We start from the raw sequence: 9,780 nt of genomic DNA on the forward strand, positions 1-9,780 counted from the left end.
TACACCTCCGAAGCCGAACGCCGCACCGCCCTACCCGGCTGGCTCCACTTCTACAATCACCACCGAACCCACTCCGCCACCGGCACCACACCCATCACCAGACTCAACAACCTGCCTGGACATCACACCTAGCGCCGCCGCGGCAGCCTGGGACTGCAAGGGCGCCCTGTGACGAAGTAGGCCGAAGGAGGGTGATCACATGCAGAAGCTAGTCGAGCAGATCGCCGCAGCGGCACGACAGACCCTGACTCGACGCTGGGCAATCGGTGACTGGTGGTTCCGCGCCGATGACGCAGTAACCAACTCCCGGTTCGCCTTCGACATCGTCGACCAACGCTGCGTCACCGTCACCGCCTATCTCCTCCCCAGCCGGGACGCGCCGTTTTGGCAGAGGATGCTCGTTGTCGGCAACTCTCTCTACATGCCGCTGGGAAATGAGATCGCCGGCGCGGATCCACAAGCGCCACCTGCACGCGACCAAACCTGGATCAAGACACCCGGCACAGACTTCGTGTCCGCAGCCCCGCCGGTCACACCGCTCTACTGGCTCCTCGGCGCCACGTCAGCCAAGCCGACAGGCCAGCATCGAGCCCTCGTCACCATCGGACGAGACCAATCGATCGAGGCAGCCCCCGCCGAACACCGCCAGGGCGTCGGCGAAACCTGGGAACAGATCCACGCCCAGGCCGAAGACCGCAATCTCACCCAACTCGATTGCACGGTCGAGCTAGCCGAGACCGAAACCGTCCGCTCAATCGACATCGAGGTCGGACCAGGCCGCCGCATCGTGACCGACTACGCCAACGTCGGTGAACCGGTCGAGATCGCGCTGCCCGATCAATACGAATCGATTCCCCTCACAGACCTCCTCACCACCCTCGGCGCTCCCACTGCGGAGCCGCCACAGGCCGGCAACGAGCCAAGCTAGCCCGACCACTCGGACACCACAGCCAACCGAGCCACGCCCACATTAGGCCGTCATCCCGGGGCCAGATGATCTTGACAGGATCAAACTCATCAACCCCGGCGACGAATCCTCAACTTGAACGGACTTTTGATAAGAACACTCCAGTTCCTAAGGGCCCATCGGAGACCCGAGTGCGAGAGATGAAGGATCGGTACATCCGCGGAGAATTGCTGGCACGGATCGGCTCGACCTTGGGCTTCGACGCCAAGACGGTTCGCATGCACCTCCTCCGGTCCGGCATGGCAACGCGTGACACGCACGGATGGGAGAGGTAGTCCGGACGGCACCGCCGCTGGTCAAAACAACGAACAAACGACGTCACGTTCACGGGCAAATCAGGCACGAGACGCCACCACCGGCGGCACGAAGACCTGCGCACCGTAGCCCAAACGCCATCGTCACCGCGCCCACGACGAACAACTGCGCTTGGACTCGTCGCACCGCAAAGGCGGTCGGACAGGTCCTGGACGGCGCGCGGATCCGCTGTCGACATCGAGCACTATGCCGTTACCTCACACCGGCCCCGCGATCGGGCGGTGCTGGATCAGTGACTCTCTGGCCAGAAGCCTTGGGCCGTACAGCCGGATCACACCTACTCGGTCGCCCAGGACTGGTAGCACGGTTCGGGCCAGCCCGACGGGCAAGCCGTACCGCGATGGGTACCCACGCGATCGGTCAATCCACGATCCGAAGCGAATCCCCGATAGCGCCGCGAGGAATTTCCGTCGATTCATCGGTAGCCATGAGGCAGTGGGCTCGAGCAACTGGCATGGACCGTTACGTCTTGTTTCGGACCACAGAACTCTAGATCGATGCTATTCTTGTCACCTATTGGAACGCAACTGAAGGGCCGGTGATGGCCGAATCAGCACTGTCGCGTCCGCGGCCAACGACGGAGAGTCAACTGATCCAGCTCCTGATACTGAAGGGGCCGGTACACCGGGCGGAGATCGCGCGTCATCTTGGACTGTCCCGGAGTCGCGTCAGCTCGGTGGTCAGCTCTCTGTTAGCCCAAGACATTGTCGAGGAAACCCAGAACGCGGGCGAGGCTTACGGCAAGGTTGACGGCAGGTCCGGTCCGGCGATCACCATGGCTGCCAGGCTGGGTGCGGTCGGGGGCGTCCAGATCACCACGACCAACCTGCACGTCGCCGTCGTTTCCCTCTCCGGCGATGTCCTGGCCGAGGATCGCCAAGGACTGCTCCCTGGTCTAAGCCCATCAGAGATTTTGAGCGCCGCTCGATCGGTGCTCGACCGATCCACCGCGGCAGCGGGAATCGAACGACTGGCCATCGCCGGCGTCGGGGTGTTCGGACAGATCGATCGAGTCTCCGGTGTGGTGTCCACCCATCCGGCCAGTAGCTGGTGGCAAGTGAATGCCGCGGAACTGGCAATTGAGGCGCTCGATGTCCCCGCGGTTGTCGAGAACAACAGTCGGCTTGAGGCGCTGGCCGAAGCAAGTTGGGGTGCGGGGCAGCAGTTCGATCCAGTGTTGTACCTGCAGCTAGGGCACGGGATGACAGCGAGTCTGATTGTCAGCGGCGAAGTGATCAGGGGCGCAGGTGGCGGCGCTGGGGAACTTGCCCACCTATCAATCGACTTCGACGGCCGGATCTGCCCATGCGGAGGCCGTGGCTGCCTGCAACAGTACGCGTCGGCCGAGGCAGTGCACCTTGCGGTCCGAGAGAGGGTCGGGGGCTCGTGGTCGGATGTGATGCTGGCGTTGGAGGCTGGCGATCGAGCTGTCCACCGTGCCTTCCAGGACGCCGCGGAGATCCTCGGCCGCGCGATAGCCGGCCTGGCCAACTTGCTCGATCCTGCGCGAATCGTTATCGGTGGCGAGCTCGTCCGAGCAGGCGAGAGCTTCGTCGGCCGGATCGCCGACTGCTACCAGGACTACGCCCTACCGGGCTCAGCCGGTGCCGACCTGGTAGTCGGCCGGTACCAGGGGCTCGGCCGAGGCGGAGCCCTGGCCGCGGCCCTCCTGGCACGGCGCCACCTGGCAGGTCAAGTACTCGATCTCGTGCTGCCAACTGAGCAGCAAACCCATTCGCCAGAGAGCGAGTCATGAACCGTCCGAACATCCTGCTGATCGTCTCCGATGACCACGGCTACGCCGACCGAAGCGCACTCGGCTACCACGCTGACGTGCGGACTCCAGCCCTGGATCGTCTCGCGGCGGAGGGCGTCACCTGCACCGATGCCTACGTCACGGCACCGATCTGCAGCCCGTCTCGATCCGGCATCATTACGGGCCGATACCAACAACGCTGGGGAGCCCGCTGGTTCGACTCCGCATCCTTCCCGCCCGATAACGTACCGACGTTGCCCGAACGACTCGGCGCCAACGGGTATCGCACCGGCTACTTCGGCAAGGTGCACTACGGACCCGAGGATGTCGGAGATCGCGCCTGCCCTCCTCATCACGGCTTCGAGACGACGTTCTACGGTCTGGCCGGTCACTCGCTCGGTCGGCTGCACTACCTTCGCCACTCACGTGCTGCCGCCGACGAGTACGGCGAGGAAGCCGCTGTCCCGATGGCTGTCCAACCGATGCTGTCTGGTGATGAGCCGGTCGAGCACGAGGGCTTCCTCACCACCGAACTGGGCCGGCGAGCGGCCGACTTCATCGCGGATCCCGACGACGATCGACCGTTCTTCTGCATGGTCGCCTTCAACGCAGTGCACAACTTCTGCTGGCAACTCCCGCCCGAGGAACTCCACCGGCGCGGCCTACCGGTCTTCGCCGACTGGTCGCCCGAATCGGGAGGCGGTTACGGCGAGTGGTACGACGACGTGATCGTGCCGAACCTTCCGCGCGGCCGGGAATACTACCTGGCTCAGCTGGAATTGATGGACGTCGAGATCGGGCGACTACTGGCACTCCTCGACGACACCGACGTCGCTCGGGACACCGTCGTGGTGTACACGACCGATAATGGAGGGTCCACTTGCAACTTCGGCGACAACACGCCATTTCGTGGAACCAAGTACACCCTCTGGGAGGGTGGCATCCGAGTGCCGTTCCTGTGGCGCTGGCCAGGTCGGCTGCCTGCCGGAGCTCAGACCCCGGTCCTGGCCAGCACTCTGGACCTCACGCCGACGCTCGCCGGCTTGGCCTCGGAACAGCCGATTTCGGACACGGACGGACGAGATCTGCTGTCCGACCTGACGGAGGCAAGCTCGAATTTCGCCGGAATTGGACACGACGCTCTCCATTGGGATTGCGGCTTCCAATGGGCCGTCCGGTCCGGCCGCTGGAAACTCAGCTGGGTCGACCCAGAGAGTTCGACGCCGGGGCAATTGTCGTCGCAGGAGCACGCACCGATCGGATCCGGCTGGTTTCTCGCGGATCTCACCGCAGACCAGGCTGAACTGGACAATCGCTACCAGGCGGAACCCCACATCGCCGCTGCCCTGACCCAGCGGCACGAGGCGTGGCGCGCGGCAATCCAGCAAGACTCTGCTGCGCCAGCGTCCTCTACCAGGACTCACCCCGAGTTCACCAAGTAGGCAGCCAGGGCAAGACGCTATGGCTCGCCAAGCTGACGTCGGCCAGTACGCGTGATGCGATACCAGTTTCCAGGTCGAAACCTGCCGCATCGGGACGCCTTGTCCTTGATGCCCTTTATACCGGCACCTCTGCGGGTACTTCCTTGCCTCCGGAATTCGAGTGCTGAAGAGCTCGGCATGGACGACCGCGTCCGCGGGGAAATTGTCGCAGAAGTGGCGTCGATGACTGGAGTGCGGCCGGCGACTGCCAGTTGACCGAGTTCTATCTCCCCGCGAGTAACCCCGGATTCCGCATCAATAGATTGCAGTGAATGGCCAGGCCTGAACGAGAGCTCACCGCCACCTGAAACGCTGGCTTGCTTGTGCAAGGTTGACCACCAGTCAATTCACCCCTTTAGCGCCCCTTCTAGGACGCCACGGGAGAACCACTTCTGGAACACAACGTAGATCACCACGGAGGGCACAAACATTATTAGGCCCGCTGCGGCGGCAACATTGAACGTAAATGTTGGATCCGAAGCGGTGGGCTGGAAGAAGCGAATTCCCAAGGACATCGGAATCACCTGGTCCCCCGCAAATGTCGAGGCGAAGAGATACTCACCCCACAGGTAGACGAATGAAATGAGGCTCACAACGATCACCCCACCCATTGACAACGGAGCATAGATCCGCCAGAGGATCTGCCAGGTGCCGGCGCCGTCGATTCGGGCAGCCTGCTCAAGTTCGTCAGGAATTTGCCTAAATACGCTGCGCATGATAAGTGTGCCGATCGGGACTTGCCAAGCTGCATAAACCAAGATCAATCCGAGCCGAGTATCTATAAGCCGAAGGTCCGCGAGCTCGAGGTAGAGGGTGGCGACAACCGTCGCATGCGGTACGAAGATTGTCGGAATTAGAAGCCAGAAGAGTTGATCTCGCCCCCTGAACCGGAGCCTGGCAAAGGCGTATCCCGCCGTAATCGACAGCACGACGGTCAACGCGATGCTTGCGCCCGTGATCGCGAAGCTGTCCCCGAAATGCCTCGCAATGGCGGGAACTCGGTCCAACATGGCCGGGAAGTTCTCGAGAGTCAATCTCGACGGAAAGATTTGATAGAGGTCACCCTGCGGCCTGAGCGCGATCGACACGAACCAAACAAATGGCAGCAGGAGGAGCAGTGCAAGTAGCAGTAAGAGTGCCTGTTCGAGTGGTTGCTTAATCATGTTGATACCTGCGCGTCATACGAGTTGCGGCCACGGCAGCGACGACGGCGATCACAGCCATGAGGATGAACCAGGTATTGGCGTACCCAATGCGGTCTTCCTTCGCGAAGAGATAATACGCCTGCAAGCCATAGGTTAGTGTGGCGTCAATCGGGCCGCCTTCAGTCATAAACAGCGGCTCGACGATCAGTTCGAGTACCTTCAGACGTAGAACGAAGACCAGGAGAATGATCGGCGCCAGCAGCGGAATAATGATCTTACGAATAATCCCCACCTCCGAAGCCCCGTCGACCCTGGCCGCCTCGATCAGGTCCTTAGGAACGTTGGCCAGGCCGACAAGGAAGAAGATGACGGTTTCACCGGTCAGCCGCCAGATCGTCATCACCGCCAGAGCACCAACAGCGGTATCCGGGTTGCCCAGCCAGTCGTTGGATATCAGGCCGACTGATTCGGCCATGAGTTGCGACAGACCAAGTGTGGGGTCGTAGATCCACAGCCACATCTGAAAGACGATCGCCGCAGGTAGCACCACGGGGAAGTAGAAGATCGTACGGTAGAAGGCACCGAGGTACTTGTTCGCGAGTCGATCAATGAGGAGTGCGACGATCAGGCCAATCAGCATACTCACCGGGACGTACAACCCAAAGAACTGAATTGACACCAAGAGGCTATGCCACATGTTCCGATCTGTGACCCACTCCAGATAGTTGGCCAGCCCGACGAAATGCTCATCATTGCGAAGGAAACTGTAGTCAAAGAATGTCAGATACAGCGAACGTCCGAGTGGGAAGAGGACGAAGGCCCCGACAAGAATCAGCGTCGGGATGATCAACAGATACCCGGCGAACCATGAACTGCGAATATGGACACTAGGAGGCGACACCATCAACTACCACCGATATCCGGAGAACTCGGAGACTAGAGCAGCTTGCGTTTCCACCGGGGAGCTTTTATCAATGACCATCCGTTCAATCTCTTTCTTGAAGGCCGGCTGTTCGATGGACATGAATGCGTCATTACACGGGAGAACTGTGCCCGAAGAAAGTTGGGTGTATGCGTTGTTCAGCCATTCAGGCAGCTCGACAATGTCGGACAGATCCTTGACTGGTGATGTTCGCCCAGATCTAATGACAGACTGTGTGAGAGCGAACTCACCCAGCAACCCATCGGTCATGAACTTGACGGCCAACTCAGGCACGGGGCTGTGCTTGGGCACAACACCCGATACGTTCCAGAACAATGTCCCTGGTCGATCGCCCACCAGATTCGACGTGAACTCGGATTCGTCGGCGCCGAGCCCGCCTTCCCTGGACCGCTGATGCTGGGCCTGCCAATAGGTAGCCATGAGAAGCTTCCGGGCCTGAAATACCTCTGCGCTGCCAAGGCTTTTGTTGGCGTTCGGTGGCATCGCGCGCTCCAATTGGCCCATGATCTCCAAGGCCCGAAGCGCTGCCGGTGAGGCGACATCGATGGTGCCGTTCTCTGTAAACGGCCGATCAGTCAGGGTGACCAGGATCGGCAGGAAAGAACGGTGAATGAAGGTCCAATCTCCGCCATAGGCAAATGTGCCGATGGGAAGCCGCCCGCTCAATGCGTCGACCGTCGCGCTGAGCTCGTCCCAGGTCCTCGGCCGTCGCACATCGAACTGACGCAAGAGATCGGGCCGGCTCAAGAAGCCGATGATGTCGGTCCAGAACGGGATGCTGTAGGTCCTGCCGTCCGGCGCGATGCCCTCCAGACGCGCCTGGTCAACGAGTCTCTCGGTGTGTTCAGTGGTCACCAGATCGTCCAGAGCAAGGATCGCGCCCGATTTAGCGAGTGCACCAACCTCAATCCATGGGGTCGGGCCGAGAATCAGGTCATAGGTTGCCCTTTCCTGGCGGGCCTCGAGGGTGAACTTCTGCACGAGGCTGTCAGCGCTAGTGAGTTCGTCGCTGGCCAGCGGAGAGAACTTGACCGTGACCCCAGGATTGGCCTCCTCGAACTGTGCCTTGAGCTCTGGCAACCACTTCGCGACGTTGCCAATCCACTTGTAGTGGGCCACCCGCAGCGTGCGAGTCCCGTTGCCGCTCAGCTCGGAGCTAGAGTCAGTGCACGCCCCGAGCCCGAGCACGACAGGCACACCGGAGCTGGCAAGCACGACTCGTCGCAGGAAGTCGCGCCGCGCGCCAGGAGCCACGACCGCCCCTCTCAACTGCTGCTCGCGATGCTGCGTCGCTGTAGCCACGTCCACCTGCCTGGTGATGATTTATTCCGAGGTATTGACCATAATGTACACGATGACCGTCAACAAGGGAGATGGACCATGGCAGTGACTCACGATCACGCCCGACTGCGGCAGCTACGACGTCATCACGAACACCTCGTCATCACTGAGCTCTCTCGGTCCGGCCCGCTGAGCCGCGGCGAGCTGATTCGCAAGACCGGACTATCCCGCACGACGTTGTTCGCGATCATCGCCGATCTCGTGGCCGCCGGGACCCTCGTGGCCGACGTGGCACCGCCGTCCGAGGGCCGCGGCCGTGGTAGGCCCGCGCAGACCGTGGCCATCAACCCGACCGCGGGCAGCTACCTCGGCGTGGACATCGGACGCGCGCATGTCCACATGGTGATCCTCAACGCTGCGCACCAAAACGTCGCCCACGGCAGCACGCGGTTTCCCACAGATGCCAGATGGCCGGTACGAATCAGGAAGGCACTAGAACTCGTTGAAGGGATTGCAACACAACAAGATGTTTCGCTGGCCGGTCTCCGCGGCATTGGACTGGCCCTACAAGGACTGGTTGAGGAGTCGAAGACTGCACGGAGGCCGAGCCCGCGAGATTCAGCCGGACTGGTGACAGCCAGGTTTCGGCAGTGGCGGGATGCGCCGATTGCAGTCGAAAACAATGCCAGGACTGCAGCACTCGCGGAGCAGACTTGGGGAGCGGCGCGCGGTGTCGACGATGTGCTCTACATCCGGTGCTCCGACGGCGTCAGCGGCGGTCTGATCGCCGCAGGGCAGCTGCTCCGCGGCGCACATGGTGCTGCTGGCGAGATCGGACATGTGCAGGTGAACCCCAGGGGCCCCGACTGCTATTGCGGTAGCCGAGGATGTCTTGAGTTGTACATCGGGATTCCAGCGTTGCTCCGCCAATGTGTCACGGCAGGGCGGCCCATCGATGACGCGGCCACGCTGGTTGAACTAGCGCGCGCGGGAGATCGCGTCGTGCAATCCGTCGTCATGAAGGCTGTCAGGATCCTCGGATCCGTTGTCGCCAGCACAGCGACGCAGTTCGACCCGTCGCGGATCATCGTTGCCGGCGAGCTGGCCAAACTTGGCGATCTGATCATGGAACCTCTGCGGGAGACAGTCGCCCGCACTGCGTTGCCAACAGCGGCCCGCGGCATCTCGGTCACCAGATCGACGCTCGGTGAGGACGCGTCGGCCCTCGGTGCCATTGCCCAGCTTCTCAGGGCCGAAGGCGGTGACATCGGCATGATGAGTATCAGCGCCCAACACGGCGCCGAGTGGCAGGCTTAGGCGTCTGCAGCGTCTCGGGTCATAGCGCTGGGTGCCGCCTCGTGCTGCAGTTCCGGTCAGCAGCACGGATTATGCGGAGTTCCTGTGAGTCTTCGCTCGAAGCTGCGCCAAGTTGGTCGTGATTCGGAGTCATCACCCGTCAAGTCGGTCAGCGTGGTGACGTCGCTCAATTCACGGCTCTCCGCGACGCCCCGCAGCTGCCGCCACACGAATTGCCGGACCGCAGAATTCGGCCGGGCCGACCTAGAAGTGCGACAGCAGGCGCTAGACCAGGGCCGTGATGTCGGAGCGCTCGGACTGCACCGCCCGGCCGGTGATCAACTCGCCGTTCGCGACGTAGCCCTCCTCGCGGCCGTCCAGGTAGTTGATCAAGCGGCCGCGCCAGTCGGCGACTTCGGCGGCCCGCGCCGGGTTGTCGATCAGGTTGTGCAGCTCCTGTGGGTCCTGCTCGAGATCGAAGAACTGTTCGATCCCCCTCGCGGAAGCCCAGAGATACTTGCGCTTCCCGTCGGTGACCCACTGCAGCGACTGCCCGAAATGGGTGTGCTCGCCGTGGATCTCGCCGCGCCAGACCT

General features: G+C 62.0%; 7 protein-coding genes and 2 pseudogenes. 5 read left to right on the forward strand and 4 right to left on the reverse strand.

Features of this window, described 5'->3' with window-relative positions; genetic code table 11:
* From ACFQU4_RS37560 to ACFQU4_RS37575, 4 genes and pseudogenes are all read left to right on the forward strand, one after another.
* Window positions 1–132: pseudogene (locus ACFQU4_RS37560) on the forward strand (IS481 family transposase); the annotation flags it as partial.
* Window positions 133–199: 67 nt separating this feature from the next.
* A complete protein-coding gene (locus tag ACFQU4_RS37565) occupies window positions 200–928 on the forward strand; it encodes a hypothetical protein (protein WP_377502424.1) in 729 nt (242 codons plus the stop codon).
* A gap of 895 nt (window positions 929–1,823) precedes the next feature.
* Window positions 1,824–3,038, forward strand: a complete 1,215-nt coding sequence (locus ACFQU4_RS37570) for an ROK family protein (protein WP_377502427.1) — start codon at window positions 1,824–1,826, stop codon at window positions 3,036–3,038.
* The gene (locus ACFQU4_RS37575; protein ID WP_377502430.1) at window positions 3,035–4,480 is read left to right on the forward strand and encodes a sulfatase; all 1,446 of its coding nucleotides are present in this window, start codon (window positions 3,035–3,037) and stop codon (window positions 4,478–4,480) included. Before ACFQU4_RS37570 ends, ACFQU4_RS37575 begins: the two co-directional genes overlap by 4 nt.
* Before the next feature lie 386 nt (window positions 4,481–4,866).
* On the opposite strand, the gene ACFQU4_RS37580 is transcribed toward ACFQU4_RS37575, so the two are convergent.
* Genes ACFQU4_RS37580 through ACFQU4_RS37590 form a run of 3 tightly spaced genes read right to left on the reverse strand, consistent with a single transcriptional unit; the run spans window position 4,867 to window position 7,909 of the window.
* On the reverse strand, window positions 4,867–5,682 hold the full coding sequence (locus tag ACFQU4_RS37580) for a carbohydrate ABC transporter permease (RefSeq protein WP_377502433.1): 816 nt from the start codon (window positions 5,680–5,682) through the stop codon (window positions 4,867–4,869).
* Window positions 5,675–6,514: a carbohydrate ABC transporter permease gene (locus tag ACFQU4_RS37585; protein ID WP_377502436.1), complete on the reverse strand. Its 840-nt coding sequence runs from the start codon at window positions 6,512–6,514 to the stop codon at window positions 5,675–5,677. Before ACFQU4_RS37585 ends, ACFQU4_RS37580 begins: the two co-directional genes overlap by 8 nt.
* A gap of 57 nt (window positions 6,515–6,571) precedes the next feature.
* Complete coding sequence (locus ACFQU4_RS37590; RefSeq protein ID WP_377502439.1) at window positions 6,572–7,909, reverse strand: ABC transporter substrate-binding protein; 1,338 nt, start codon at window positions 7,907–7,909, stop codon at window positions 6,572–6,574.
* Window positions 7,910–7,987: 78 nt separating this feature from the next.
* Here ACFQU4_RS37590 and ACFQU4_RS37595 point away from each other — a divergent pair, with 78 nt between their 5' ends.
* A complete protein-coding gene (locus ACFQU4_RS37595; protein WP_377502442.1) occupies window positions 7,988–9,205 on the forward strand; it encodes an ROK family protein in 1,218 nt (405 codons plus the stop codon).
* A 264-nt stretch (window positions 9,206–9,469) separates the two neighbouring features.
* Here ACFQU4_RS37595 and ACFQU4_RS37600 read toward each other — a convergent pair.
* Window positions 9,470–9,780, reverse strand: a pseudogene (locus ACFQU4_RS37600) (hypothetical protein); the annotation flags it as partial.

It is taken from the genome of Microlunatus sp. GCM10028923 (genome assembly GCF_042666975.1).
In the GTDB taxonomy this organism is placed as follows: Bacteria; Actinomycetota; Actinomycetes; order Propionibacteriales; family Propionibacteriaceae; genus Microlunatus.